Here is a 24,731-nt window from a genome sequence, read left to right as displayed (position 1 = left end):
TCTCATCTCCACTCCTTGGCGGTTACGATGAGCCAGAAACCCTCTCTTATCAAATCGACCTAAACTGTCCCATTGGTGCTGACGTCAGACAGGCAGGACCGGGAGTTGACCTCAGCAGTGGCTGCAAATACGTAGCGTTACCCGCCAGAAGCAGTCATTGACCTAACTATGTAGATGCCTGAGGCAAGATGCTGACAAAGTCAGTGTTGCTTCTGCTGCGGTTCTTCGCCACGATCCTGATTTTCAGCTCTACAATTGGGGGAGTTATAGCAAGGACCGGGTTACGTAACTAACCGTAGTGCGTAACGCTTTGGATGACTTCGTCGACAAGTCTTTCTACCGAAGGAACAGACTTACAACCAAATTCAGAGATTGCCACCGACCTAGGGGAGACGTAATGTTCCCAAAAAGAAGATACGGTGAGCCATCGGCTACCAAATATTGGATTCCATGGATAAAAGCTTCGTACAGCGAAAAATATACAACTGGTTACAGCGAGAAACCGGTTCATCAGGTGTTCGCAAGGTTGCTTCATTAAGGGGAGCAATAGCCAGCGAGATTGGAAACGTTCGCAGCGATAACCAAGACAAGGCAATAATCTTCAAAGGCGTTGACGCCCAAGCAAGAGAGTACGCAGTTGCGGTGGTTGCTGATGGGATAGGTGGAATGAATGATGGTGCAGCGTGCGCAGCACTTTCGATTGCATCGTTTGCCTCGGCAATTTGCGAGCTTTCGCAGAGGAACAACCTATCTCCGGCTGCGCGAATGGTGGAGGCGGCCAATTATGCCAATGAAGCAGTTTATCGCGACTATCTTGGAAGAGGCGGTTCGACTTTAGTAGCCGTGATGTTTTCTGCTGAAACACGTGCTCTTTGGGTGAGCGCTGGAGATAGCCGAATTTACTTTCATTCAAGGAATTCACTGAAGTTACTGACTACTGACGATACTATTGCTGGACAGTTGAAGAGAAGCGGGGCGGTTCCTGCGGAACATTCAAAAATTCTTCAGTTCGTCGGAATGGGGAAAGACCTCGAACCTCATCTGGGAGATGTAGACGGAGCTTTAGCAGGTCAGCTAATCTTAACAACTGACGGAGTTCACTACCTTGAAAATGGCTCGGACTGGTTCAAGAGCATCATACAGAATGCACCAGATGCAGGCGCTACCGCTAAGCGGTTAGTCGAGGTGGCCAAATGGTGCGGGGGGCCGGACAATGCAACAATAGCATGTATTGGGGTCCCATTTCAGCCTTCGGAACGCCACGCGGTCGGCGATGGAATACAGATTTGGGATGCGTTTGGTGAGCTTGACATTCAACTACCACCTAACCTGACCACAAATCGGCAACAGGGCACTGGCGTTTCACCCAAAAATTCAATCCAAGCACAGGCTAAGGTCGTTGATGATGACGTAGAACCACAACTGATTGAGGAAGAAGAGCGAGAACTTTTGCCCCCCACTGGTAAAACTATTAGCAAGGCTACTCCCAAAAAACCTAAGAAGAGCCGTGCAAAAAAGCCGACGGATAATGACACGCCTCAACTGGACATTGAATTTTCCAAAAAAGAGTAATTTTCATGAACTTGCCTGAGCGATATGCCATTGATGGCAACGCAATGGATGGTGGCATGGCAACTGTTTTTAAGTGCTATGATCGCATTCTAGAACGTCCAGTAGCCCTGAAGGTGATGCCAAGGCGTTTTGAAACACGCCGGTTGAAAGATGAGCTGGAAGCTCTGTACACGATACGCTCGAAGCATGTTGTGCAAGTATTCGATATTTGCGTAGACAGCACCAGCGTTGGCATTGTGCAAGAATTCGTAGACGGAAAAGATTTGTTTTCCGATGACCTCGCACCCCAATCTACCAACGATTTCCTTTTTGTCGTTTGGCAAATTGCATCCGGAATCGCGGACATACATAAGGCGGGATTGATCCACAGAGACCTCAAGCCGAACAATATGAAGATCGACCAAGAGGGAATTCTCAAGATTTTCGACTTTGGGCTGGCTCGAGAAGATGGTCCGGACGCAGCGACAGTTGGGTTTGTCGGAACTGTGGGCTATTCGGCTCCAGAACAATATGTGGCAGGTACGCAATTTACACAGGGCATCGACACGTTTGCATTCGGGGCAACTGCATTATATTTCGGAACACAAGTACAGTGCGCCGAATTAAGCTCTACTCCACCGAGTGTCTTCGCCAGCAATCCTTTTTTGAATTTACCATTCCCGATACCGGCGGATGTGGCTGACATACTTTTTGATTGCATGCGGCATATCCCCGCCGACCGCCCAAAAATGAGCGACGTTTGCCACGCCATCGAGAAACACCTTCTTTTCAATCGACACAGAGCTTTAGTGGTGCTCAATGGGAAGCCATCATATCTAGACAAAGACAACACTTCTGTGAGCCTGAGATACGGGACAGTCGCGAGCGTGAAAATTGAGTATGACGGCCTATCATTTTGTGTTGCGAGCGTTTCAGGCGATGTGTTTGTGAACAACGCATTTGCATCGGTGGGCGATATTCTTCCTGGCGCATGTGTTCTAACCCTTGGCGGGCCTGAAAGAAGAGCGAGCGAGCGAGCATACGTGACTTTTGACCTATCTAACCCGGAGATCGTCGCATGAGTGGCCCTCTAACTTCAGGTCAAACCATTGGTGGTCGCTATGTCGTTCAAAATTACCTCGACGAAGGCGGTATGCAATTTGTGTATGTTGCTAAGGATTCTGTGACAGACAGAGTCGTGGCCCTAAAGACCCCAAAGAATCCGTCCGCAGAAAAACGATTTAAACGCAGTGCAATTGTTGCCGCAAAAGTAAATCATCCCAATGTGGCGAAGACTCTAGACTATGTCGAAGAGAATAGTTCAACCTTTCTAATTGAGGAGTTGATCGCAGGCAAAGACCTGAAAGCAGCGCTGCTGAAAAGAACCAAATACCTTGACCCTTACCTAGTCGCCAAAATTTTTCGTCATTTGGCAAAGGGGGTCGCTGCTGCCCACCATAATGGTGTAGTTCACCGTGATCTTAAGCCAACAAATATTATGGTCGTCGGCGATTATAATGTGTCAGAATTGAAAGTAACCGATTTTGGCATTGCAAAAATGGCTGAAGCTGAAATGGAAGAGGCTGCTGAAGGCGGTGACGCTTCGCTCTCCGCCTCCGCAACCGCCTTGGGGGCAATTCCATACATGGCCCCGGAAGCAATCGACGCTCCTGAAACTGTTGGCTTACCAGCAGACGTATGGTCAATCGGAGCGATTGTTTTACACGTCTTGTACGGTGACTATCCTTACGGCTCCGGCCTTCGTGCTATCGGCAACATTACTAAAAACACACCTATCAGCACCCCAAATTTTGTTAAATCAAACTCACAGTTTAGGCCACTCGCTGAAGAGATCATCGAAATTGCCAACCAATGCTTGCAATCCGATGCGACCAGCCGGCCCACTGCCGACCAACTTGTTGAGATGTGTGATGCGCTTTGCTACACGGTTTCGGATCGAAAAATCGGCACAATCAAGAATTACATGTATAACTCATGGGGCTTCATTAGAACTTCAGGTGACGACGTATTTTTTCACAAAGACAGCGTTTTTGGCGATTTGCCTAAGGTCAACGAAAACGTAGTTTTTTCCTGCTACGATGGTGGTCAGGCACCACGTGCCTTGCCTGTTCTCAAGCTGAAGTGAGTGCAGCTTGTCTGCAGTTCACTGTCAAACTAAGTCAGAAAAATTAAACTTGCGTCTTCCTCTAGAGCACACGCGGCAAACAGTTTCGCTGCCCAGTTTGGCCAAAAAATAGTTGGTCCTACCAATTGCTGGTAACAGGACCCAATCACCCCTATCAGGGTGAAAAGGGTCGCGTTGGCGGCCCTAGCCATTTCACCTGATCGACAAAGCATCCCCTAGCGCGGCTTCAATGTCGGGGCGATGCATACTGTAGTGCTTCTTCAACACATCTTCCGTAGTGTTCACCGCCTCGGCAATGATGTTGAAGGGCACGCCTGCGCGGACCATGTGTGTTATCGCTGTGCGCTTCATAGTGTGATGAGAAACGGGCTTTTTGACGCCTGCCTCCTTGGCGACTTCGGCCAGACCTTTCTTCAAACTCTTCACGGGTTTTCCATTGTAGGAAATCACATACGGCTGTTCCCGATCACCGCCAAAAAGCAAGTAATTCATCAAGCGCCAGTTTTGGCCTATCGGGATCGCAGGGCGTCGCTTGTTTCCACTGCCCGCACCGAAGTCGATATAGGCCCCACTGACGTTTTCGCCTGTTTCATAGTTCAAAGGCGAATTCCCATACTCCAACAACGCAGACTTGCGAGGTATTGCCTCATTGCCGTACGCGTCATGGGCAACGCTACCGCGAATTTCGCTGGCCTTCTTCAAGACCGGCTCAGGAATGTACACCTGATCCCACTTCAAAGAAAGGATTGCTTCCTTCCTTGCGCCAGTAGCGTGCGCGATCAACAGAAACGCTTCCAAGTGGGACCGGTCGCGTTCCCGGTCAATTTCCTTTCCGTTAACGAAAATGGGCTTGGGTTCGCAGGCGGCAACCATCCGTTCCAGTTCTTCCGCAGTTAGCCATACCTTGGTTTCACGGACCGGCTCACCTTCCTTAATGGAGAAGTCCGGCGGATAGCTGGTGTATCGGTTCTTGCGTGCGCGCGTTAGCGCGGCGCGAAGCACACGCAGGTCCTTGCAAGCAGTATTGCGGCTAGTTTTGCCAAACTGCCCCTCGGACTTTTGGTGTGCGATCCACCGTGGTTTCTCCATGCGCCATTCAATGTATTCATCCACGGTGTCCTGTACGATTTCATCCCAGAACAGATGCCCGAGATGTTCTTTCAGTGGTGCCACGTTTGCGGCCATTGGGCCTGACGTGGACTCCGCTTTTTCCCGGCAGATGTAGTCGTAATACTGATCAACCACCCACGTGATTGTCGGTCGGGTAGGTATTTCCGGTTTTGCTAGTTCTTGGATGAATACGGTATGCGCCGCCTCTGCCGCGACTTGCAACTTAGTGCCGTGGGATTTCCGGCGCGTCTTTCCGTCTTCCGTCCATACGGATTCCCAATATCCGTCTTTGCGGCGGCGCAGACGTGGGGCATCAGGATCGACCGCGTCAGCGGTTACGACCGGGTCAAACTCGGATAGCTTTTTCTCCGCCTCCGCTTGACCTTTGGTACCTGTGGCCTTGCGCTTCTTCTTGCCCGTAGTGGGATCGTCATAGACGATTTCCCAGTAAGAATCAGACCGTTGGCGCACATATGGGGCAGGGTTCTTCATAAGAACATCCTCGCGAATTTGTGCAGCTCGTGCAAGATTGCACCAGTTGCAAGTTTCAATTTTCGCGTAAGTTCTTGATTTTATTGGTCGGAGTGAGAGGATTCGAACCTCCGACCCCTGCCTCCCGAAGACAGTGCTCTACCAGGCTGAGCTACACTCCGACCGTGGCGGGTGATCTATACCCGGTGATTTGGATGCGCAAGGGGGATTTTCGATCCATTGGGCCCGACCACGCGCATTGTTTGCACTTGGGAATCCGTGTCCTACCACGTTTGCGTTGGACCCTACGTCATAGGGGATCAGTGCGATAGAGGCGGATCTTTGTGCCTCCGTGGTCAACGACCGGACCAGGAGCGAGCAGGGGCAGGCGAGTGGCGCGCGCGAGTGTGGGGTTGCTGGTCACAATTCCGACGCGCCAGCCTTTGAAGCGGGTCATCAGGGTTTTGCCGAGACTGCCATAAAGAGAGCGCAGGCGCTTTTCGTCACCGATCCGGGCGCCATAGGGCGGATTGGTTATGATCAGCCCGGTCTGGCTGGATGGAGGTTTGATATCGCTGACCGCGCATTGCCGGAACTGGGCGGTGCGTTCGACCCCTGAGCGATGCGCGTTCTCGATAGCGGCGTCAATGGCTCCGGCGTTTCGGTCGGATCCATAAAATGCAGGATCGGGTGTCTGGGCCGGTGCGCCGCTGCGCATACTTTGCCAGATGTCACCGTCGAACCCGGCAAGGTCCTCGAACGCAAACCGGCGCGACCGCCCGGGATTTAGACCGGCTGCGAATTCAGCCGCTTCAATAACAAAAGTGCCGGAGCCGCACATTGGGTCCATAACTGGTTCGGATCCGGTAAATCCGCATTCACGCAGGAACATCGCGGCCATGGTTTCACGCATCGGCGCCTTGGCGACGGCGGTTTTGTGACCGCGTTTGTGCAGAGGCTCGCCTGAGCTGTCCACCGAAAATGTGCAGATATCCTTTTCGATTCGCAGCATTACGCGCAGGCTCGCCTCGGAAGAAATGGGCACCCCCAGAGTTTCGGCGATCGCGCGTTCAACGCGCTGGCGGGCCGCGCCAGCATGATAAATTCGTGACTTCCGGCTCACGGCCTCAACCTTCACCGGAACATCCTGTCGCAGAAACTCGGACCAGGGAAACTTGCGGGCTCGTTTATCCAACTGTGCCAGATGCACTGCCGGGAAACTGCCCAAACGAACAAGAACCTTGGTTGCGCCGCGTAGTTCCAGATTTGCGCGCCAGACTTCGGACCACCCGCCTTTGCAGGTGACACCGCCGGACACAATGCGCGGCAAGGAAAACCCGCGGTCAATGGCTTCGGCACACAACGGTGCTTCGAGGCCGGGAGTTGCAATCAGAAATATGTCCAGTTCGTTCGCTTGTTCCATGCCCGGTGATTACACCGGTTGCGCGGCAAGCGCGACACGCAAATCCTGCTCGCAGGTAGACTCTGTTAGCCCATCTTTGCCAGAATGTGTTATTGACAATGCACTTTAGGCGGTAACGGGTTTGCGTTTAATCTCATCCCCGCGTAAAGGGGCCGTAATCGGAATAACGCCCGCGGATTCTTGTCGGCACCTCGCGCATTTGCGTTGTCGCTGTTTTGACTATTCGCATTGTTCAAAGCCGTCGCGCGATGGTAGGAAACAACTGGCGCAAGAAAAGAGGCTTGGAAGAACGTAGCGACATGCAAACTTTCAAACTGAAAAAAGGGCTGGATCTGCCGGTTGAGGGCGCCCCCGAACAAAACATCCAACCAGGGCCAGAGTTTTCCACCGTCGGAGTTTTGGGCAGCGACTATATCGGGCTCAAACCCAAGATGCTGGTGCAGGACGGCGATGAGGTTAAACGCGGTACGCCGCTGTTTTGTCACAAGGATGCCCCCGATGCGATGATGGTTGCGCCGCTGACGGGCAAGGTCGTGGCCATCAATCGGGGCGCTCGGCGTGTGCTGCAAAGTGTGGTCATCGAAGTAACGGACGCCAACGACATCGGAGTGGACTTTTCCGGCATCGGCGATGATGCAAGTGCCGAGGGTGTCACCGCCAAGCTGTGTGCCGCAGGTCTTTGGACCGCATTTCGGACCCGACCCTATTCCAAGATGCCTGAGCCGGGCAGTAAACCGGCTGCGATTTTCGTGACCGCGACTGATACCGATCCTTTGGCTGCCGATCCCGCTTTGATCATAGCAGATGCGGGTGACGCGTTTGCCGCAGGGCTTGCGGCGGTTTCGCAACTGACCGATGGCAAGACCTATCTGTGTCAACAAGAGGGTGCGTCGATCCCCGGGGCCGATCAGCCCGGGATTGAGGCTGCGGCGTTCTCCGGCCCGCACCCAGCCGGTCTGGCAGGCACGCATATCCATTTTCTTGAGCCGTTGGTCGGCGACAAACAGGTCTGGACCATCGGGTATCAGGATGTGATTGCCATTGGCCGTCTGATGCAGACCGGACATCTGGATCCGAATGTTGTGATCGCGCTGTCTGGCCCCGGGGCGCGCAATCCCAGATTGATCCGCACCGTCATGGGAGCCTCGACAGAGGACTTGACGCGGGATGAGGTCAATATTGAGGGGACCGCACGGATTATCTCGGGATCGATCCTGTCGGGTCGCCATGCCGAAGGCCCAACAGCCTATCTGGGCCGCTTTGCACGTCAGATCGCCGTTATCCGCGAAGACCATGATCAGCACACTCTTGGCTGGATCCTTCCCATGCCGTCCAAATACGCGGTGCAGCCGGTTTTGGGATCGGCGTTTGCCAAGAAGCTCTATGCTTTCACGTCAAACCTTAACGGTGGACGGCGCGCAATGGTGCCCACGGGTGTGTTCGAAGAACTGATGCCGCAGGACTATCTGCCGACACAACTGCTGCGGGCGCTTTTGGTGATGGACACCGATACGGCGCAGGCGCTGGGTGCGCTGGAACTGGATGAAGAAGACATGGGCCTTGTGGGCTTTGCCTGTCCGGCGAAATATGAATACGGGCTGGCGCTGCGCGACTGCCTCAGCAAGATTGAAAAGGAGGGCTGAGCCACATGGGTTTGCGCAGCTTCTTTGATCGGATCGAGCCGAACTTTACCAAGGGCGGCAAGTACGAGAAGTATTTTCCTATCTACGAGATGGTGGAAAGCTTTATCTACACTCCGAAAACCGTCACCACCGTCGCCCCGCACGCGCGGTCTTATGTGGATATGAAGCGGATCATGACCTATGTCGTGATCGCGACAATCCCTTGTATCCTATGGGGAATGTGGAACACCGGCTATCAGGCGAACTCGGCCATTGCCACGCTGGGACCTGAGGCCGCAACCGGTTGGCGGATTGCCCTGTTGCAGATGTTCGGCATTTCGCTGGACCCGGCCAGCCTGTTTGCCAATCTGTTCCACGGGATGTTGTATTTCCTGCCGATCTACATCGTCACACTGGTCGCGGGTGGAATCTTCGAGGTCATCTTTGCCACCGTGCGCGGTCATGAGGTGAACGAGGGCTTTCTTGTAACCTCAATGCTTTACACACTGATCATGCCGGCGACTACGCCCTTGTGGCAGGTTGCTCTTGGTATCATTTTCGGTGTTGTGATCGGCAAAGAGGTGTTTGGCGGCACCGGCAAGAACTTTCTCAACCCTGCTCTTGTGGGGCGGGCGTTTTTGTATTTCGCCTATCCGGCGCAGATGTCGGGCGACGCGGTCTGGACACCGGTTGACGGTTTTTCGGGCGCGACCGCGCTGGCAGTGTCCGCAGCCGAAGGCGTACAGGCGCTGGCCGCCGAGGGGATCACATGGTCCAGCGCGTTTTTTGGCACCATTCAGGGCAGCTTTGGTGAAACCTCGACGCTGGCCTGCATGATCGGTCTGGCCTTTCTGCTGATGACCAAGATTGCCAATTATCGCCTGATTGTGGGCTGCTTGGCGGGAACTATTGGTTTCTCGCTGCTGCTGAACCTGATCGGGTCAGATACCAATCCGATGTTCGCGATGCCCTGGTACTGGCACATCGTACTGGGCGGTTATGCCTTTGGTCTGGCGTTTATGGTGACCGAGCCTGTTTCGGCCAGCCATACCAATACGGGCCGCTATATCTATGGTGCGCTGATCGGTGTCATGGTTGTGATGATCCGCGTCATCAACCCCGCTTTCCCAGAAGGTATGATGCTGGCTATTCTGTTCGGCAACGTCTTTGCCCCGCTGATCGACTATTTCGTCGTGCAGGCAAACATCAAACGGAGGGCGCGTCGCCATGTCTGATACGCAATCCCCTGAACCCAAGGGCGCGATTGCCCGGTTCCTGGCGGCCTCGCCGGATTCGGTTGGCAAGACGATCTTTATCGCTGTCGCCGTTTGCCTCGTGGCATCCATGGTTGTGTCTGCGGCGGCAGTAAGTCTACGCCCGGTACAAGAGATCAACCGGCTGAAAGACAAACAGGTCAACGTGTTGCAGGTTGCAGGCGTCTACGAGCCGGGCATCGACGTAACCGAGGCATTCGCCGCGTTCGAACCGCATGTGCTTGAGCTGGCAACAGGTGAGTTCGTCGACGATCGGTTTGACCCGGCTACATTCGATGACATCGCCGCTGCAAGCGACCCAGAGCTGAGCGTAGCGCTGGATGATGATCCGGCGGGCATTGGCCGCAAGTCGAAATATCGCGTGATCTATCTGTTGCGCGACGACGCGGGTGGTTTGGACAAAGTGGTTCTGCCGCTTCACGGCTATGGTCTGTGGTCCACGCTCTACGGTTTTATTGCGCTGGAAAATAACGGCAACGATATCTACGGATTGCAATTCTATCAGCACGGCGAAACCCCCGGTCTTGGGGCCGAGGTTGACAACCCGCGCTGGAAAGCGCTGTGGAATGGCAAGAAACTGCGCGACGACAATGGTGATCTGCAGATCACCGTCGCCAAGTCTCAACCCGCAGCCGGGCCTGATTTTTACATCGATGCGCTGGCCGGGGCCACACTGACCTCTGTCGGTGTCGACAACCTGGTGAAATTCTGGATGGGCGATGCGGGCTATGCTCCGTTCCTGGCCAAACTGCAAGCAGGAGAGATCTGATGTCCCAGACCAAGAAAGAGATGCTGGTCGACCCGCTTGTCGACAACAATCCGATCACGCTGCAGGTACTAGGCATCTGTTCGGCGCTGGCAGTGACGTCGTCGCTGCAGGTGTCGATGGTGATGGCGCTGGCGGTGATCTTCGTGACTTCGTTCTCGTCCTTCTTCATCTCATGTCTCCGTAACCAGATTCCGGGCTCGATCCGGATCATCGTGCAGATGGTCATCATCGCCTCGCTGGTGATCCTGGTAGACCAGATCCTCAAGGCTTACGCGTTTGAGATTTCGAAAACCCTGTCCGTGTTCGTGGGCCTTATCATCACAAACTGCATCGTGATGGGCCGGGCCGAGGCGTTTGCGATGAAGAACCCGCCCGTCGCGTCGTTCATCGACGGCATGGGCAACGGTATGGGCTACGGCCTGATCCTGCTGCTGGTCGGCTTCATTCGCGAGCTGTTCGGCGCGGGCTCGCTGTTTGGCGTGACCATCCTGCAGACGGTGAACAATGGTGGCTGGTACGTCCCGAACGGCATGTTGCTGCTGCCGCCCTCGGCGTTCTTCATCATCGGCCTGATCATCTGGGCCTTCCGCACATGGAAGCCGAACCAGGTTGAAGAACGTGAATACAAAATCCAGCAGGTAGAGGCGCACTGATGGAAGCCCTGATTTCACTGGCCGTAAAGGCCATCTTTGTCGAAAACCTCGCGCTTAGCTTCTTTCTGGGGATGTGTACCTTCATCGCCGTGTCCAAGAAGATCTCAACGGCGCTGGGTTTGGGTATCTCGGTCATGGTCGTCCAGGCCATCACTGTGCCTGCCAACAACCTGCTGCTGAATTATTTGCTGAAACCGGGCGCTCTGGCCTGGGCCGGGTTCCCGGATGTTGACCTGACATTCCTTGGCCTGATCTCATATATTGGCGTGATCGCGGCGATGGTGCAGATCCTTGAGATGGTTTTGGATAAGTATTTCCCGCCGCTTTATAACGCTCTGGGGATTTTCCTGCCGCTGATCACAGTGAACTGCGCCATTCTGGGTGGCTCGCTGTTCATGGTGGAACGTGACTATAACTTTGCCGAGGCGGCGACCTATGGCCTGTCCTCCGGCTTTGGCTGGGCTCTGGCGATCACCGCGATGGCGGGCGTTCGGGAAAAGCTGAAATACTCGGATATTCCCGACGGTTTGCAGGGGCTGGGTATCACTTTCATCACCGCAGGTCTGATGGCGATGGCCTTCATGTCCTTCTCGGGCGTGAAACTGTAAGGAGGGCGCAATGGAAACTTTTAGCCTAGGCGTCATCCTCTTTACCCTGATCGTTCTTGCACTGGTGGCCATCATCATGGCCGCGCGGTCCAAGCTGGTTTCGACCGGCAACGTCAACATAACCATCAATGGCGAGAAAACCATTTCGGTCCCCGCTGGTGGCAAGCTGCTGCAAACGCTGGCGGCGGAGAAACTTTTTGTCCCCTCCGCCTGCGGCGGCGGCGGCACCTGTGCGCAATGCCGGGTGCGGGTACATTCGGGTGGTGGGTCGATCTTGCCGACCGAGGAGAGCCATATCACCAAGCGCGAGGCATCCTGCGGCGATCGCCTGTCCTGTCAGGTCGCGGTCAAGCAGGATATGGATATCGAGGTCCCGGAAGAGGTCTTTGGCGTCAAGAAATGGGAGTGCACGGTCCGCTCGAATGAGAACGTTGCGACCTTTATCAAGGCCCTGACACTGGATCTGCCAGAAGGTGAGGATGTGAATTTCCGCGCAGGCGGCTACATCCAGATCGAAGCACCCGCGCACCAGTTGGCCTACACGGATTTCGATGTAGAAGAAGAATATCGCGAGGACTGGGACCGCTTTAACTTGTGGCAGTACAAGTCTGTGGTGAACGAACCGATTGAGCGGGCCTACTCGATGGCCAACTATCCGGACGAAAGGGGCATGATCATGCTCAATGTCCGGGTCGCATCGCCACCTCCGGGAGCGGAGGGGATCCCACCGGGTCAAATGTCGTCTTATATCTTTAACCTGAAACCGGGTGACAAGGTGACGATCTCGGGCCCATTCGGCGAATTCTTCGCTCGCGAAACCGAGAAAGAGATGGTGTTCATTGGCGGCGGTGCGGGTATGGCACCTATGCGCAGCCACATCTTCGACCAGCTAAAACGCCTTGAGAACCGCAACCGCAAGATCAGCTTCTGGTATGGTGCGCGGTCCAAGAAAGAGATGTTCTTTGTCGAGGATTTCGACACTCTGGCCAAAGAGTTCGACAATTTCGAGTGGCACGTTGCATTGTCGGACGCCCAGCCCGAAGATGACTGGAAGGGCTATACCGGGTTCATTCATAACGTGCTGTTCGAAGAATACCTTAAGAACCACCCGGCACCGGAAGACTGCGAATACTACATGTGTGGTCCACCAATCATGAACCAGTCGGTCATCAACATGCTGCTGGATCTGGGCGTGGATCGTGAGGACATTATGCTCGACGATTTCGGCGGCTAACAAAAAAGAAAAACCGGCGCCAATAGCGCCGGTTTTTCTTTGATGGCGGTTCTGGCTGATACAAAGGAATCTGCGTCGGGGCTCGCAGCAAATGGTAACGAAATTTATCAAAAGACTATTCTCCGCGCCGGTGGAAGAGGATCAGGAGGACGCACTACAACAGCTTGCGCCTGATGAGCGGTTCTATGTTGTGGGTGATGTCCATGGTCGCTTCGACCTGCTGCAAAGACTGTTTGCAGAACTGGATGCGGATTGTCCGATAGTTTGCGTCGGGGACTACATAGACAGGGGAAAAAACAGCGCGCAGGTTTTGCGCCATCTGCAGAGCCTCAGCTGCGATGATACCCGGCGTGTGATCTGTCTGAGCGGCAACCACGAAGACATGCTTTTGCAGTTTCTCGACGACCCCGAAGGAATGGCCCGGATGTGGGCGCGGAACGGCGGTTTGGAAACGCTTGCTTCATTTGGAATAGATACGCAGTCTATTCCCGAAGGTGAGGCCGAAAAGATTGCTCAAGACTTGCGCATCGAGATGGGCGAATCCTTGTTGGATTGGTTGACGAACCTTCCACTGAACTGGACCAGCGGGAACGTCACAGTGGTTCACGCAGCACTTGATCCGGCCAAGCCGGTCCAAGATCAGACCCGGCAGGTGTGCCTTTGGGGTCATCCACGATTTCCCGAACGCCCGCGCAAGGATGGGCAATGGGTCGTTCGGGGTCATACGATTGTAACTGAGCCAACGGTTAGCCATGGCGTGATTTCAGTTGATACCGGAGCGTTTGCATCCGGACAGCTGACTGCAGCCGAAATCTCCCGAGGTCAGATCCGCTTCCTGTCAACAGATCGGCAAGGTGTCACGCGCCTGTAGGACGGGTCCTGCTGATTTGATCAACCGACGATCATCTGCTTCATTCGGAGCGCTTCGTACTCCAGTTCTTTCAGGCGGAAATGAACCACATCTCCGATGGTTATAACGCCGCGCAATTTACCGTCGCTCATCACAGGCATATGGCGAAAGCGTCCTTCGGTCATGGTTTTCAGAACATCGTTCAAAAAGTCCTCGGGCGCGCAGGTCTTGACGTCGCGGGTCATCAGATCCTCGACCGACTGCGGCAGGGTCTGGCCGGGTGTATCGGCCATGCGGCGCACAATGTCGCGCTCAGATAGGATACCCTGCAATGTTCCATTCTGGTCCGTTACCACAACGGCACCGATACGCTTGTCCCGCAGGATATCAACGACCGAGTGGATGGTGTCATTGGGGCGAACGGCGATCACCGCGTCTCCTTTGCCTTCCAGCAGCTTGGCCACGGTCGTATTGGTATGCGACAAATTCGACTCGACGGACTGGCTACGGGTGGCGGCATCGGCCTTGTCGCCACGTGTGGGCGGCTGGTAAGAGCTTGGGGCCATGGGCGGTCTCCTCCGACTTGGAAAATGGCTGTCCCTACTACCTTATCGCAGGGGAAAGCCCTGTATAGGGTGCAATTTCGAAATCTGGCGCAACTCCGCCACATCACAGGGATTTTCACGCGATGAGCCAGCTGTTTCTGACCCCGCCAGTGGCTGCGCTGATCTTTTTGAGTGTCGTCGTTTGTGGCCACAATTTTCGACGCTTGTGGAAGCAACAACCACCTGGCTGGCAAAAACGCGCATGGCTCTACGGCGTTCCCGCCGCCATCGGACTGTTGGCGCTGGGGTTTCTGCCGCTGAAGATCTAACCCCGGTTTGACTCTGATTGGGGACGCTGGCATACGCCGATCACGATATTCCCACGAGGTTTCAAGATGCGCCAACTGACTGCCCTGGCTTTAGTGTTCATTGTGTCCGGCTGCTTGTTCGACAAGGAACCAGATGTTGTTCGTCTTTCCGGCGAGACCATGGGCACAACGTTCAATATCACGGCGATTGGCGATGACCTTGACGAGAACACTCTTGCAGCCTCGGTTCAGCAGACTTTGGCCGAGGTCAACGGCAAGATGTCCAACTGGGATCCAAACTCAGAAGTCTCAAGCTTCTCGGCATCGACAAGCACTGATCCCATCGCAGTTTCCAAAGAGTTTGCGCTTGTTCTGACGGCAGCAAATGAAGTGCATGAAAAGTCAGGCGGCACGTTCGACGTCACGCTCGGCCCACTGATCGAGCTGTGGGGCTTTGGCCCGCGCAAACCTGAAGATCCCGTGCCTTCGGACGAAGAGATCCAGACTGCATTGAATGCTGTGGGGCAGGATCGTTTGCTCTCGCTGAACTCGGAAACCGGAACATTGTCGAAGTCGGATGGCAGCGTTGGCATCAACCTTTCGGCAATCGCCAAAGGCTATGGTATTGATGCGGTTGCAGCGACGTTGGCTGAGGCTGGTATCGAGAACTATATGGTCGAGATTGGTGGCGATCTGGTTGCCAAGGGCGAGAATGACAAAGGCGAAAGCTGGCGAATTGGCATCGAAAAGCCCGAAGCAGGTGCGCAGAGCATTCAGCTTGTCGTCCCGGTTGCGGATCGGGGCATGGCCACATCGGGTGACTACAAAAATTTCTTTGAACATGATGGTGTGCGCTATTCACACATCATTGACCCCACAACGGGGCGTCCGATCACGCATCGGACGACTTCGGTGACAGTGTTGGCAGAAAACGCGATGATGGCGGATGCGTGGGCCACCGCGATGCTGGCGCTGGGGCAGGAGCGGGGAATGGAACTGGCCGAGCAACATGAACTTGCCGTGTTTTTCATCGCGCGGGATGTGACAAGCGGCGAAGATGCCTATATCACGGTACAAAGCAGCGCGTTCAAGGATGCGTTGGGGACCAACTGACCGGTAGGAGCCGTTATGACCACCTTCATCCTGGCCTTTTTCCTATTGCTGATCGTGATGATTGGTATGGCGCTTGGCGTGATGCTGATGGGCAAAACCATCAAGGGCAGTTGCGGTGGCCTGAACGCCATTTCGGGTGCCGACAAATGTGTTGTGTGTCAGAAGGATATCGATCCGGATAGCCCACTGCGCGATCAGTTGCAGTGCAAGCGTGCAAAAAAGATGCTGCAGCAAATGGAAGGCTAGGATACCACTCTTGGCATGAGCAAAGCCAAGAACATCCTTTTCATCATGTTCGATCAGCTACGCTGGGACTACCTCAGTTGCTACGGACATCCGCATCTTCATACTCCGAATATAGACCGGTTGGCATCGAAGGGTGTGCGGTTCACGCGCGCCTATATCCAGTCGCCGATTTGCGGCAGTTCACGCATGTCGACCTATACTGGGCGCTACGTGCATTCACATGGCGCATCGTGGAACAACATTCCTCTGAAGGTTGGTGAGATCACTCTGGGCGATCATCTCCGAAAGGCAGGGATGGATTGCTGGTTGGTCGGCAAAACCCACATGGCTGCCGATGCCGAAGGCATGGCGCGTCTGGGGTTGGAGCCAGACAGTATCATCGGCGCGCGGGTGGCTGAATGCGGGTTTGACGTGTTCGAGCGTGACGACGGGCTGCGTGCAGAAGGGCCGGATGGTTTTTATGACCCTGACGGAGCCAAGAAATACAACGAATATCTGGCCGCCAAAGGGTATGAGAGCGACAATCCCTGGCACGACTTTGCGAATTCGGGGTTGGACAAGGACGGTAACGTGCTATCGGGCTGGTTTCTGAAAAATTCGTCTGAGGCCGCAAATATTGCCGAGGAAGACAGCGAAACGCCTTATCTGACCACACGTGGCATGGAATTCATGAAGGGCCATGCCGGACCGTGGTGCTGTCACCTCAGCTATATCAAGCCGCATTGGCCCTATATCGTGCCCGAGCCTTACGCTTCGATGTATAATCCCGAACACGTGCTGCCACCGGTTCGGTCCGATGCGGAGCGGCAGAATGCACATCCGGTCCTCAAGGTATTTATGGATACAAAAGTTGGTCAGGCCTTTTCGCGTGACGAAGTGCGCGATGCAGTGATTCCAGCCTATATGGGTCTTATCAAACAGGCCGATGACCAGATGGGTCGCTTGTTCGACTGGATGGAAGAAACTGGGCGGATGCAGGACACCATGATCGTGCTGACCTCGGACCATGGCGATTTTCTGGGCGATCATTGGATGGGTGAAAAGACATTCTTCCATGATGCATCGACCAAAATGCCGCTCATCATCTACGATCCCTCGCCGCAGGCTGACGCCACACGCGGTACAACTTGCGACGCACTTGTCGAGGCCATCGACCTGGCCCCGACCTTTGTTGAAGTTGCAGGTGGGAAGATTGCGGATCATATCCTCGAGGGTCATTCGCTGCTGCCCATCCTGCATGGGCAAGCCGACCAAACCCCACGCGATGTGGCGATTTGCGAGTATGATTACTCGGCCTCTCCGATCGCGCAGAGGTTGGATGCGTCGGTCCGTGATGCGGTCATGTTCATGGTCGCGAACAAGAAATGGAAACTGATCCATTGTGAGGGTGGGCACAGGCCCATCCTATTTGATCTCGCGAATGATCCTGATGAGTTGGTTGATCTGGGCAACAGCCCAGATCACAGCGACGTCATTGCCCAGATGTACGAGCACCTGTTTGCCTGGGCCCGTCGTCCGTCCCAGCGAACCACGCGGTCAAAAGAACAGCTGATCAACATGAGGTCAAAAAGCGGTGGCACCGGAGTAGTCATTGGGATCTATGACGAAAACGATACCCCTTTAGAGCTGACGGTGAAGTACCGGAACCGCAAGACCCGCCCGTTTGGTGATCTCAAAGACGGCACAGATTAAAACTGTGCGTCCTTGCGCAAAAGGCGGTTCACCCTTGTGGAAGCAAGGGATAGAAGAGAAAGCACGAGCAGCGACCGGAGAACTAGACAGATGGCCAGGCCCAAACCCGTAGTTTTGTGCATTCTCGACGGTTGGGGCCTGTCCGACAGAACCGAGGCAAACGCGCCCTTTTTGGCCCAAACGCCCGTCTTCGATGCGATCATGACCAATGGACCACATGCCAAACTGATCACCCATGGCCCCGATGTCGGGTTGCCCAGCGGGCAGATGGGCAATTCCGAGGTTGGTCATACCAATATTGGTGCAGGCCGGGTGGTCGCTATGGATCTGGGACAGATTGATCTAGCAATCGAAGATGGTTCGTTTCGTGAAAGCGCCGCCTTGCAGGATTTCATTGCCCGCGTCAAAGCGGCGGGTGGGTCCGCGCATATGATGGGTTTGGTCTCGGACGGCGGTGTGCATGGTCATCTGAACCACATTGTCGCAGCGGCACAGACCATCACCGATGCGGGTGTTCCGGTTGCCCTGCACGCGGTCACCGATGGGCGCGACGTGGCCCCGAAATCTGCGCTGACATATCTCTCGGAACTGGAAGAACGCCTGCCCGACAACGCTCGCATAGTGACTGTATGTGGTCGCTACTTTGCGATGGACCGAGACAATCGCTGGGAACGTGTATCCGATGCCTACGCCGCAATGATCAAAGGACAGGGTCGGGTGGAGCAGACCGCACAATCGGCGGTGGACCACGCGTATAGCCTTTCAGAAACCGACGAGTTTATCGTGCCGACAGTTCTGGCCGGGTATGACGGTGTTCAGGATGGCGATGGGTTTTTCTGCCTGAATTTCCGGGCAGACCGGGCGCGTGAAATCCTGCGCGCACTTGGTGAACCGGGCTTTGTCGATTTTGACACCGGGCCACGCCCCGATCTTTCCGCATTATTGGGCATGGTCGAGTATTCCGAGGGGCACAACGCCTACATGACCACCGTGTTTCCCAAGCGGGATATCGTGAATACGTTGGGTGAATGGGTCGCCAAACAGAGCTTGAGACAGTTTCGATTGGCCGAAACCGAGAAATACCCTCATGTGACCTTTTTCCTAAACGGTGGTAAGGAACAACCCGAGGTGGGGGAAGACCGCTATATGCCACAATCCCCCAAGGTTGCGACCTATGATCTTCAGCCCGAAATGTCCTCGGCCGAAGTGACAAAGAAATTTGTCGAAGCGATTGAGGCAGGCTACGACCTGATTGTCACGAACTATGCAAATCCTGACATGGTAGGGCACACTGGTGATCTTCAGGCCGCGATCAAGGCTTGCGAAGCTGTCGATCAGGGGCTTGGGCAAGTCGTTTCAGCCCTTGAAAAGGCAGGCGGTGCGATGATTGTGACCGCTGATCACGGCAATTGCGAGATGATGGTCGACCCGGAAACCGGGGGGCCGCATACGGCGCATACGCTGAACCCTGTGCCGGTCGCTCTTGTCGGCGGCCCCGTCGGGGCCTCTTTGCACGACGGTCGCTTGTCTGATCTGGCCCCAACCATTCTCGATCTGATGGGTTTACCCAAACCGCAGGAAATGACCGGAGAAAGCCTGATCTCATGACGCTGCGGGCACTTCTGATTGCGATAGTGCTTTGCCCGGTGACAGCGACGGCGCAAAACGATCCTGCAACAGCAGCGCTTGAGGCTGCGACACTGTTGGAACAAGCCTCGGTGGCGTTAACCGAAGCCGAAAGTGCACGCGACAGGGTGCAGGCGCTGACAGATACCATTCAGGCCTATGAAACCGGCCTGTCGGCTATGCGGGATGGATTGCGCCGTGCCGCTTTGCGAGAATCACAGCTGACAGCCGAATTGCGGATGCGCGAAGATGAAGTGGCCCAGTTGCTTGGTGTGTTACAAACAATCGAAACCACGGCACCACCAGTTTTGATGCTGCATCCATCTGGCCCGCTGGGGGCTGCACGTACCGGGATGATGTTGTCCGAGGTCACGCCGGGACTAAATGCCCGCGCTCAGGCATTGGCGAGTGATCTTAACGAAGTACAGACGCTGCGAAACCTGCAACAAAGCGCGGCTGACACGCTGGCCGATGGTCTGTCCGGGGTTCAGGAGGCCCGAACGAAGCTGAGCACCGCGATTGCTGATCGCACGGATTTACCGCGCCGCTTTGTTGAAGACCCGGTGCGAACCGCCATTCTGATATCGTCAACGGAAACCTTGGACGGATTCGCCAGCGGCCTGTCCGAAATATCGGATGGTGAGATCGCAAGCACTGAGGCCGATGTAACGGATCAAAAGGGCGGGATTGCGCTGCCGACACATGGAATCGTGCTGCATCGTGCTGGCGAAACCGATGCGGCCGGTGTCACGCGGCCCGGGATGATTTTGGGAACACGCCCTCGTGCGCTTGTCGTGTCACCGACGGCTGCCACGATCCGTTATCGCGGCCCGCTGTTGGATCTGGGGAATTTGGTTATTCTTGAGCCGCAGCCCGGGTTGCTTTTTGTATTCTCAGGCCTGCAAGAAGTTTACGGCCAGACCGGTCAGGTCATCCCCAAAGGCACCCCGGTTGGCCTGATGCCAGGGGAAACGCCGGGAATCGGCGCTATTATGTCAACAAGCGGTGATGGCACTGGAACTGACCGATCAGAAACGCTCTATATAGAGGTAAGACAAGACAACAGCCCCGTGGATCCGGAATCGTGGTTTCGGACTGACAAGGATGGATAGACGAGTATGAAAAAATTTGTGATGGCCGGTGTGGCCGGAACCGTGGCAGGGATAATCGCAACCACACAGATCGCAGGCCCTTTGCTGGCGCAAGAGGCCGAGCGCAAGGCGGATGTGTATCAGCAACTGGACCTGTTTGGTGACATTTTCGAACGCATCCGTGCGCAATATGTCGAAGAGGTCGAAACGGACGAACTGATCGAGGCGGCGATTGACGGGATGCTGACCTCGCTTGATCCCCATTCCAGTTACCTGTCGCCCGACGATGCCGAGCAGATGCGTGTACAGACACGTGGCGAGTTCGGCGGCCTGGGCATCGAAGTCACGCAAGAGGAAGGCTTTGTCAAAGTTGTCTCTCCTATCGATGACACCCCTGCCGATGAGGCCGGGATCGAGGCAGGTGATTTCATCACCCATGTGGATGGTGAAAGCATTCTGGGCCTGACACTGGATTCGGCCGTTGATCTGATGCGTGGGCCCGTTGGCTCCGAGATTGTGATTACGGTGGTTCGCGAGGGCGAGGCCGAGCCGTTCGACATCACGATCATTCGCGACACGATCAAATTGACCGCCGTGCGTGCCCGTACCGAAGGTACCAGCGTTGTTCTGCGTGTGACCACATTCAATGATCAGACATACCCCAACCTCAAGGAAGGGCTGGAAGAACAGATCGACGAAGCGGGCGGTCTGGAAAACGTCAATGGTATCGTGCTGGATTTGCGCAACAACCCTGGCGGTCTGCTGACTCAGGCCATCAAAGTGTCTGACGCGTTTCTCGATGAGGGTGAAATTGTCTCAACCCGTGGCCGAGACCCCGCGGATGGTGAGCGTTTCAACGCGACCGCGGGAGATTTGACGGGTGGCAAGCCGATTGTGGTGCTGATCAATGGCGGCTCAGCATCAGCGTCCGAGATCGTGGCAGGGGCCTTACAGGATCACAACCGGGCCATCGTGGTCGGCACCAAGAGTTTCGGCAAAGGGTCCGTTCAGACAGTTATGCCCTTGCGGGGCGACGGGGCAATGCGCCTGACTACATCGCGCTACTACACGCCGTCCGGCCGGTCGATCCAGGCCCTTGGTGTCAGCCCTGACATCATCGTTGAGCAGCCGCGCCCAGCACCTGCGACTGAGGAAGAGGAAACAAACACCAACACCCGGTCCGAGGCCGATTTGCGCGGCAGCCTGAACAATGACAGTCTGAGCGAGGATGAAATCCGTCAGATTGAGGAAGACCGGGCCAAGGCAGAAGCAACCGCCGAACTGCGCGAGCAGGATTATCAACTGGCTTACGCCATCGATATTCTCAAAGGCCTGTCTGCCTTCCGGCCGAACGGTCCGTCGCAGTAATAGAGCTAAACCAGATGCAAGGGCCGCACGCGTTGCGGCCCTTTCCCGTTGCGGCTATCCCTCGACCTTGTGCAGCTTATTCTCATCCAGCATTCGCGCTAGCACGATGCCAAAAGCGACCGAGAATGTGGCAAAGACAAAGGCCATGTTCATACCACTGTCAAACGCTCTGGCCAGAGCGGTTTTGACCTGTTCCGCCTCACCGGTGCTTAGCTTTTGCATTACGGCGCGGGCGGAATCGGTTGTAAGCGTCCCACCGTTGATGGCTTTTTGATCTGTCTCGGACAGCTTGATACCTGCATCAGACAATCTGGACCGCAGGCTGGACAGGCTGGCCACATACATGATCGCTGTTGCGCAGGCGACCGAAATGGCACCATAGACCAGATGGGTCATGAAGCTTAGCCCGCCCACAAGGCCCGCGCGTTCCGGCTTGACAGCGCAAACTGCGGCGGTGCCGGATGGCCCCACCGTCAGCGTGGCCCCCAGCCCAATCATCGCCATGCCCGGCAGAATCTGAAAATACCCAAAGCTTGCTGGGAGTATCACAACACTGATGGCGCCCACGGTCGCGCTGACATAGCCCCAGGTCAACAACCGCTTGGGGCCAAAGTCATTATAAAGAGTGCCCGAAACGATCGATCCCACGGCCAGCAGCACGGTCAGCGGCGCCAGGCCAAGTGCCGAGTGGAACACCGACCAGCCCAGAACTTTTTGCATATATTGCGGAAAATACAGCAGCCCCACAAACGCAGCCGAGACGTTGAACATGTTGAGGCCCAGTGTGATCAGAAATTCGCGATTCTGCATGAGTTGCGGCAGCAACAATGGTTCTTTCACGCGCCTTTCGACCTTTGGAAACGCAACAAAAAGCACGGTGCTGACAAAGAACAACAACAGCACAGGAACTGACACCCAGCCCCAATCCGCACCAACGTCCAGTGCATAAAGCAGTAACAACACAGCGAAGGACAGAACGCCGATCCCAGCAAAATCGATATGCTCGCCTTTCTTGTGCTCGGTCTCGCGTTCCATCAGCAATATCGCGGTGGCCATCGAAATGCTGGAAAAGATCACATTGGCCAGAAAGAACATCCGCCAGTCACCGAAATTGACCGCCGCGCCGCTGATCATAGGCCCGAAAACGTTGCCGGTGGTCACACCCGCAAGGATCAGGCCCATCACCAGCGCGCGATGTTCCTCGCGCGAAACCTTGGTGGCCCCGAAGGCCAGCGTACATGGCCAGACACAACCCGCTCCGATCCCCTGCAGCGCCCGTGCGCCGATCAGGTAGTCCAGACCTGGAGATACGAAACACAGGATCGAGGCGAATAGAAAGATCGACAGCCCGATGATCATCATCTTGCGATGACCGAACATGTCGCCCATGCGCCCCCCGGCAACCATGGTCATGGCGAAGAACAAGGCGTAGATATTCAGCACCCATTGAGTGCTTGTGATATCCGCATCAAAGCTGTTTTCGATGGCAGGGACCAGCATCAGCGCACCGGTAAAGTCGATGCCGATGCCAAAGCCCGTTATCATCAGGGCGATGACCTTGATGATACTCTTTCGTTCCATGGGACCACCTGAAATGTTTGGCCTTCCTCATCTTTGCATGGAAAACGCGAAAAAAGATACAAGAATCCGGTGCTTGCAGGTTGGACAAGCGCGCCGAGTGTCAGTTGTCTGATGTGTTCGAACGGCGAAAAGCGCGTTTCAGCATGTCCAGTTCGGCCCGTAGCAGCGCAACTTCGGCCCGTAAATCTTCGGCGGCAGGGTTACCGGCGATGATGGTGAAATCGCCCAGTTTCCGGTTCGCAGCCGCATCGCGAATAACCACGCAATGAACCCCATCTGACAGGGCAGCTTTTGGCACCGGCACGCGCAACGTCCAGCCGTCGCCGTTTTGTATCAGCTCCACATCAGGCAGTGGTTCACCCAGATAGATTGCGTCGATCTGCGGTTTTTGATCGCTGGTGACATATGCTTGCCAGATGGCATTTTCAAAACGAGTTGGGGTCAGAGTTGTATCTGTCACGCTTGCCCTCCCTAAAGATCGGCCCGATGATGGCGGCAAAGGGTCAGATCGCGCAGAACGATCCGGTTCATTTCGGGTTGCTCGACGATCAGATCCAGCCACAATTTTTCGATCCGCCGTTCATTCAGGGTCAAATGCGCCAGGTCGAAATCAACCGATGCCAGTGAGTCTGAAGGATCGAGTTCGCGTAACACTTGTTCCGTATTGGGTCCGTGCTGAATGTTCAGGCGGGCAAAAATCTTGGTCGGGCGCTCGGTTTCGACCAGACAGTCCACCCGCATCAGGTGCTGACGGGTCAGGCCTGTTGCGGCAACCGCTGGCAGTTCGATGGACAAAGACAGAAATGACCCGGCAAATGCGAAGGTCTCGACCGACAGGCTGAACGGGGCCAGATCCTTGTCGCGTCGATTGCGGATTTGCCGCATCGAAATTTCGGCAAAGCCACAATCGTGGAACAAAGTCACCTGTCCATCCATACGGGCCTTGCGTGGGGCCGAGGCCAGACCCGGCCGGGTCAGCGGCTCGCGCCACACATCCGGACGCCACGACCAGTCCGTGCCAAGCGGTGTCGCAAATCGGGTTGAGCCAATCAATGGTCGCAGCAGTCGCCCGTCAGCTTTCTGAATCAGCTGATCCAGATGTGACTTAAGCTGGCGCGCTTCGTCCCGTTGTCGCCGCAGATCGGGTAGGGCGGTTTGATCCGCCTCTTGCCCCGCCCGCAGCCAGCGCGCCAGAATCCGGCGATGTAATTGACGATCAAATACTCTGCGCATGACCTCGGTTTCCGCAATTCGCCCTCTGTTTAGACAATGTCGGGGGCAGGGTTAAAGACGTCTATACCGGTTTGGTCCTGAAAATAGTCCAAATGTGAATGACGCAGCTGTTGGGAAGGTCAGAAGACCATCTTGCAATCGGCCCTTCTTGCATTAGATCAGCCTGCCGCGTACCTTCGGCGCTTGCGGGATGCGGAATGCTCGAATTTGCCGTAAA

General features: G+C 55.3%; 23 protein-coding genes and 1 tRNA gene. 17 read left to right on the top strand and 7 right to left on the bottom strand.

Going from position 1 to position 24,731, the window contains the following annotated elements; all coding sequences use genetic code 11:
* Positions 1-450 precede the first annotated feature (450 nt).
* Genes ACR0FG_RS03540 through ACR0FG_RS03530 form a run of 3 tightly spaced genes read left to right on the top strand, consistent with a single transcriptional unit; the run spans position 451 to position 3,697 of the window.
* Complete coding sequence (locus ACR0FG_RS03540) at positions 451-1,572, top strand: PP2C family protein-serine/threonine phosphatase (RefSeq protein ID WP_480890147.1); 1,122 nt, start codon at positions 451-453, stop codon at positions 1,570-1,572.
* Between the two features lie 5 nt (positions 1,573-1,577).
* Positions 1,578-2,633, top strand: a complete 1,056-nt coding sequence (locus ACR0FG_RS03535; protein ID WP_480890144.1) for a serine/threonine protein kinase — start codon at positions 1,578-1,580, stop codon at positions 2,631-2,633.
* Positions 2,630-3,697: a serine/threonine-protein kinase gene (locus ACR0FG_RS03530; protein ID WP_480890141.1), complete on the top strand. Its 1,068-nt coding sequence runs from the start codon at positions 2,630-2,632 to the stop codon at positions 3,695-3,697. The genes ACR0FG_RS03535 and ACR0FG_RS03530 overlap by 4 nt, the downstream gene beginning before the upstream one ends.
* A gap of 192 nt (positions 3,698-3,889) precedes the next feature.
* Here the strand turns inward: ACR0FG_RS03530 and ACR0FG_RS03525 are convergent, their stop codons facing one another.
* The 3 genes from ACR0FG_RS03525 to ACR0FG_RS03515 all read right to left on the bottom strand — a co-directional run bounded on the left by ACR0FG_RS03525 (position 3,890) and on the right by ACR0FG_RS03515 (position 6,701).
* Positions 3,890-5,299 (bottom strand): tyrosine-type recombinase/integrase, encoded by a 1,410-nt coding sequence (locus ACR0FG_RS03525; protein ID WP_480890139.1) that lies wholly within the window; start codon positions 5,297-5,299, stop codon positions 3,890-3,892.
* Positions 5,300-5,383: 84 nt separating this feature from the next.
* Positions 5,384-5,460: transfer RNA gene (locus ACR0FG_RS03520), tRNA-Pro, on the bottom strand.
* 128 nt (positions 5,461-5,588) lie between these two features.
* On the bottom strand, positions 5,589-6,701 hold the full coding sequence (locus tag ACR0FG_RS03515) for a THUMP domain-containing class I SAM-dependent RNA methyltransferase (protein WP_480890136.1): 1,113 nt from the start codon (positions 6,699-6,701) through the stop codon (positions 5,589-5,591).
* A gap of 299 nt (positions 6,702-7,000) precedes the next feature.
* On the opposite strand from ACR0FG_RS03515, the gene ACR0FG_RS03510 reads away from it, so the two are divergent.
* The 7 genes from ACR0FG_RS03510 to ACR0FG_RS03480 all read left to right on the top strand — a co-directional run bounded on the left by ACR0FG_RS03510 (position 7,001) and on the right by ACR0FG_RS03480 (position 13,732).
* The gene (locus ACR0FG_RS03510) at positions 7,001-8,344 is read left to right on the top strand and encodes a Na(+)-translocating NADH-quinone reductase subunit A (protein ID WP_480890133.1); all 1,344 of its coding nucleotides are present in this window, start codon (positions 7,001-7,003) and stop codon (positions 8,342-8,344) included.
* 5 nt (positions 8,345-8,349) lie between these two features.
* The gene (locus tag ACR0FG_RS03505) at positions 8,350-9,558 is read left to right on the top strand and encodes an NADH:ubiquinone reductase (Na(+)-transporting) subunit B (RefSeq protein WP_480890132.1); all 1,209 of its coding nucleotides are present in this window, start codon (positions 8,350-8,352) and stop codon (positions 9,556-9,558) included.
* Entirely contained in the window at positions 9,551-10,366 is an 816-nt protein-coding gene (locus ACR0FG_RS03500; protein ID WP_480890129.1) for a Na(+)-translocating NADH-quinone reductase subunit C, read from the top strand. The genes ACR0FG_RS03505 and ACR0FG_RS03500 overlap by 8 nt, the downstream gene beginning before the upstream one ends.
* Positions 10,366-11,019 (top strand): NADH:ubiquinone reductase (Na(+)-transporting) subunit D, encoded by a 654-nt coding sequence (locus tag ACR0FG_RS03495; RefSeq protein WP_170710614.1) that lies wholly within the window; start codon positions 10,366-10,368, stop codon positions 11,017-11,019. The genes ACR0FG_RS03500 and ACR0FG_RS03495 overlap by 1 nt, the downstream gene beginning before the upstream one ends.
* Positions 11,019-11,627 carry an NADH:ubiquinone reductase (Na(+)-transporting) subunit E gene (gene nqrE / locus ACR0FG_RS03490; RefSeq protein ID WP_170658481.1) on the top strand — a complete coding sequence of 203 codons (609 nt, stop codon included), beginning with the start codon at positions 11,019-11,021 and terminating at the stop codon, positions 11,625-11,627. Before ACR0FG_RS03495 ends, nqrE begins: the two co-directional genes overlap by 1 nt.
* Before the next feature lie 10 nt (positions 11,628-11,637).
* Positions 11,638-12,861, top strand: a complete 1,224-nt coding sequence (gene nqrF, locus ACR0FG_RS03485; protein ID WP_480890127.1) for an NADH:ubiquinone reductase (Na(+)-transporting) subunit F — start codon at positions 11,638-11,640, stop codon at positions 12,859-12,861.
* Between the two features lie 91 nt (positions 12,862-12,952).
* A complete protein-coding gene (locus tag ACR0FG_RS03480) occupies positions 12,953-13,732 on the top strand; it encodes a metallophosphoesterase family protein (protein WP_480890124.1) in 780 nt (259 codons plus the stop codon).
* A gap of 20 nt (positions 13,733-13,752) precedes the next feature.
* Here ACR0FG_RS03480 and ACR0FG_RS03475 read toward each other — a convergent pair whose 3' ends face one another.
* On the bottom strand, positions 13,753-14,277 hold the full coding sequence (locus ACR0FG_RS03475) for a CBS domain-containing protein (RefSeq protein WP_170710617.1): 525 nt from the start codon (positions 14,275-14,277) through the stop codon (positions 13,753-13,755).
* Positions 14,278-14,399: 122 nt separating this feature from the next.
* Here ACR0FG_RS03475 and ACR0FG_RS03470 point away from each other — a divergent pair, with 122 nt between their 5' ends.
* From ACR0FG_RS03470 to ACR0FG_RS03440, 7 genes are all read left to right on the top strand, one after another.
* Positions 14,400-14,585: a hypothetical protein gene (locus ACR0FG_RS03470; RefSeq protein ID WP_480890121.1), complete on the top strand. Its 186-nt coding sequence runs from the start codon at positions 14,400-14,402 to the stop codon at positions 14,583-14,585.
* 66 nt (positions 14,586-14,651) lie between these two features.
* Complete coding sequence (locus ACR0FG_RS03465; RefSeq protein ID WP_480890118.1) at positions 14,652-15,677, top strand: FAD:protein FMN transferase; 1,026 nt, start codon at positions 14,652-14,654, stop codon at positions 15,675-15,677.
* A gap of 15 nt (positions 15,678-15,692) precedes the next feature.
* Complete coding sequence (gene nqrM / locus ACR0FG_RS03460) at positions 15,693-15,923, top strand: (Na+)-NQR maturation NqrM (protein WP_480890116.1); 231 nt, start codon at positions 15,693-15,695, stop codon at positions 15,921-15,923.
* A gap of 15 nt (positions 15,924-15,938) precedes the next feature.
* Positions 15,939-17,615, top strand: coding sequence for a sulfatase-like hydrolase/transferase (locus tag ACR0FG_RS03455; RefSeq protein ID WP_480890113.1), 1,677 nt, complete (start codon positions 15,939-15,941; stop codon positions 17,613-17,615).
* A 90-nt stretch (positions 17,616-17,705) separates the two neighbouring features.
* The gene (gpmI, locus tag ACR0FG_RS03450; RefSeq protein ID WP_480890111.1) at positions 17,706-19,223 is read left to right on the top strand and encodes a 2,3-bisphosphoglycerate-independent phosphoglycerate mutase; all 1,518 of its coding nucleotides are present in this window, start codon (positions 17,706-17,708) and stop codon (positions 19,221-19,223) included.
* Positions 19,220-20,353, top strand: coding sequence for a murein hydrolase activator EnvC family protein (locus ACR0FG_RS03445; RefSeq protein WP_480890108.1), 1,134 nt, complete (start codon positions 19,220-19,222; stop codon positions 20,351-20,353). The genes gpmI and ACR0FG_RS03445 overlap by 4 nt, the downstream gene beginning before the upstream one ends.
* Before the next feature lie 6 nt (positions 20,354-20,359).
* The gene (locus ACR0FG_RS03440; RefSeq protein WP_480890104.1) at positions 20,360-21,700 is read left to right on the top strand and encodes a S41 family peptidase; all 1,341 of its coding nucleotides are present in this window, start codon (positions 20,360-20,362) and stop codon (positions 21,698-21,700) included.
* Positions 21,701-21,754: 54 nt separating this feature from the next.
* Here the strand turns inward: ACR0FG_RS03440 and ACR0FG_RS03435 are convergent, their stop codons facing one another.
* From ACR0FG_RS03435 to ACR0FG_RS03425, 3 genes are all read right to left on the bottom strand, one after another.
* Entirely contained in the window at positions 21,755-23,281 is a 1,527-nt protein-coding gene (locus ACR0FG_RS03435; protein ID WP_480890101.1) for an MFS transporter, read from the bottom strand.
* 100 nt (positions 23,282-23,381) lie between these two features.
* Positions 23,382-23,741: a hypothetical protein gene (locus ACR0FG_RS03430; protein WP_480890099.1), complete on the bottom strand. Its 360-nt coding sequence runs from the start codon at positions 23,739-23,741 to the stop codon at positions 23,382-23,384.
* A gap of 11 nt (positions 23,742-23,752) precedes the next feature.
* The gene (locus tag ACR0FG_RS03425; RefSeq protein WP_170710627.1) at positions 23,753-24,514 is read right to left on the bottom strand and encodes a DUF6478 family protein; all 762 of its coding nucleotides are present in this window, start codon (positions 24,512-24,514) and stop codon (positions 23,753-23,755) included.
* Between the last annotated feature and the right edge of the window lie 217 nt (positions 24,515-24,731).

It is taken from the genome of Ruegeria sp. E1, from assembly GCF_056534225.1.
Note: the sequence above shows the minus strand (reverse complement) of the source record. Positions and strands in the feature narration are given on the sequence as shown.

What these genes read in the sequence shown, in the direction of transcription:
- ACR0FG_RS03530 (WP_480890141.1), top strand. Translation starts at nt 2,630, where the DNA reads ATGAGTGGCCCTCTAACTTCAGGTCAAACCATTGGTGGTCGCTATGTC.
- ACR0FG_RS03535 (WP_480890144.1), top strand. Translation starts at nt 1,578, where the DNA reads ATGAACTTGCCTGAGCGATATGCCATTGATGGCAACGCAATGGATGGT.
- ACR0FG_RS03470 (WP_480890121.1), top strand. Translation starts at nt 14,400, where the DNA reads ATGAGCCAGCTGTTTCTGACCCCGCCAGTGGCTGCGCTGATCTTTTTG.
- gpmI (WP_480890111.1), top strand. Translation starts at nt 17,706, where the DNA reads ATGGCCAGGCCCAAACCCGTAGTTTTGTGCATTCTCGACGGTTGGGGC.
- ACR0FG_RS03465 (WP_480890118.1), top strand. Translation starts at nt 14,652, where the DNA reads ATGCGCCAACTGACTGCCCTGGCTTTAGTGTTCATTGTGTCCGGCTGC.
- ACR0FG_RS03540 (WP_480890147.1), top strand. Translation starts at nt 451, where the DNA reads ATGGATAAAAGCTTCGTACAGCGAAAAATATACAACTGGTTACAGCGA.
- ACR0FG_RS03510 (WP_480890133.1), top strand. Translation starts at nt 7,001, where the DNA reads ATGCAAACTTTCAAACTGAAAAAAGGGCTGGATCTGCCGGTTGAGGGC.
- ACR0FG_RS03445 (WP_480890108.1), top strand. Translation starts at nt 19,220, where the DNA reads ATGACGCTGCGGGCACTTCTGATTGCGATAGTGCTTTGCCCGGTGACA.
- ACR0FG_RS03505 (WP_480890132.1), top strand. Translation starts at nt 8,350, where the DNA reads ATGGGTTTGCGCAGCTTCTTTGATCGGATCGAGCCGAACTTTACCAAG.
- nqrF (WP_480890127.1), top strand. Translation starts at nt 11,638, where the DNA reads ATGGAAACTTTTAGCCTAGGCGTCATCCTCTTTACCCTGATCGTTCTT.
- ACR0FG_RS03475 (WP_170710617.1), bottom strand. Translation starts at nt 14,277, where the DNA reads ATGGCCCCAAGCTCTTACCAGCCGCCCACACGTGGCGACAAGGCCGAT.
- ACR0FG_RS03435 (WP_480890101.1), bottom strand. Translation starts at nt 23,281, where the DNA reads ATGGAACGAAAGAGTATCATCAAGGTCATCGCCCTGATGATAACGGGC.
- ACR0FG_RS03500 (WP_480890129.1), top strand. Translation starts at nt 9,551, where the DNA reads ATGTCTGATACGCAATCCCCTGAACCCAAGGGCGCGATTGCCCGGTTC.
- ACR0FG_RS03480 (WP_480890124.1), top strand. Translation starts at nt 12,953, where the DNA reads ATGGTAACGAAATTTATCAAAAGACTATTCTCCGCGCCGGTGGAAGAG.
- nqrE (WP_170658481.1), top strand. Translation starts at nt 11,019, where the DNA reads ATGGAAGCCCTGATTTCACTGGCCGTAAAGGCCATCTTTGTCGAAAAC.
- ACR0FG_RS03525 (WP_480890139.1), bottom strand. Translation starts at nt 5,299, where the DNA reads ATGAAGAACCCTGCCCCATATGTGCGCCAACGGTCTGATTCTTACTGG.
- ACR0FG_RS03440 (WP_480890104.1), top strand. Translation starts at nt 20,360, where the DNA reads ATGAAAAAATTTGTGATGGCCGGTGTGGCCGGAACCGTGGCAGGGATA.
- ACR0FG_RS03495 (WP_170710614.1), top strand. Translation starts at nt 10,366, where the DNA reads ATGTCCCAGACCAAGAAAGAGATGCTGGTCGACCCGCTTGTCGACAAC.
- nqrM (WP_480890116.1), top strand. Translation starts at nt 15,693, where the DNA reads ATGACCACCTTCATCCTGGCCTTTTTCCTATTGCTGATCGTGATGATT.
- ACR0FG_RS03455 (WP_480890113.1), top strand. Translation starts at nt 15,939, where the DNA reads ATGAGCAAAGCCAAGAACATCCTTTTCATCATGTTCGATCAGCTACGC.
- ACR0FG_RS03425 (WP_170710627.1), bottom strand. Translation starts at nt 24,514, where the DNA reads ATGCGCAGAGTATTTGATCGTCAATTACATCGCCGGATTCTGGCGCGC.
- ACR0FG_RS03515 (WP_480890136.1), bottom strand. Translation starts at nt 6,701, where the DNA reads ATGGAACAAGCGAACGAACTGGACATATTTCTGATTGCAACTCCCGGC.